The sequence below is a fragment of the Okeania sp. SIO3I5 genome (genome assembly GCF_010672085.1).
In the GTDB taxonomy this organism is placed as follows: domain Bacteria; phylum Cyanobacteriota; class Cyanobacteriia; order Cyanobacteriales; family Microcoleaceae; genus Trichodesmium.
In genome coordinates this window covers 1-833 of the sequence record NZ_JAAHHT010000051.1, presented here as the reverse complement: position 1 = coordinate 833, position 833 = coordinate 1, and positions in this window count along the sequence as shown.

Genomic DNA, 833 nt, shown 5'->3' with positions numbered 1-833 from the left:
TTTATTAAACTTAATTCTATGGAATTCAGCAAAATTTCTAATCGGAGCAGCCTAAATTAAAGTCAATTAAAATTATATGAAATTTTAGAGTAGAAGTAATATTTTTTTATGTATTATTTATATTTTTGGCAAAGGGCATTGTACTATAAATAGGGCTTGCTGATTAAATATAAAAGTATTGACTCCTAAAGGTTTTAGCCTTTTTTATCGTCAGAAATACCTTGTTTTGAGCTGCTTTATGCTCCTCAAGTTAGGATTTTAAGTTGACGCTCTTGCTGAAAAATCACGAATTAAATTCTTCCTCCTGCCTCCTCGCTCATTCCCCACTATTCCTGTCTCCTGTCTCCTATCTCCTATCCTTACTCATGCATACTTTTTCAGCAAACCCTAAATAGGAAAATATAACGGCAAGGGTTTCAGGATGTTTGTGCAACAAATCACAAAAAATCAATAAAGATTCCTCAACAAATACAGAATCCAACAAATACGAAATTACTAAGAAGTCAACAATGCAAATCAATATAAATCTAATAAATAATTAATCTCAAAGGTTCTCTAAGAAACTGTTCAAAAAATAAGTCTTAAGAGAGTTGTTGAGTGACTAAAATCTAAAATTAAAAGGGACTTCAAGAGATTGAAATTTGGTAGATATAGAGGTGGAAAAGTATATATATTCCCTTTATTTTAACTCTTCAATACTTGTCTTGATTTCTTCCTCCCTATTCCCTATTCCCTATTCCCTGTTCCCTGTTCCCTATCTCCCTCTAAATGTCAGATAATGCTTTATTGAATACGCCTGCTTTTTCGCTAGCTGCAATCACAATCAAATAATC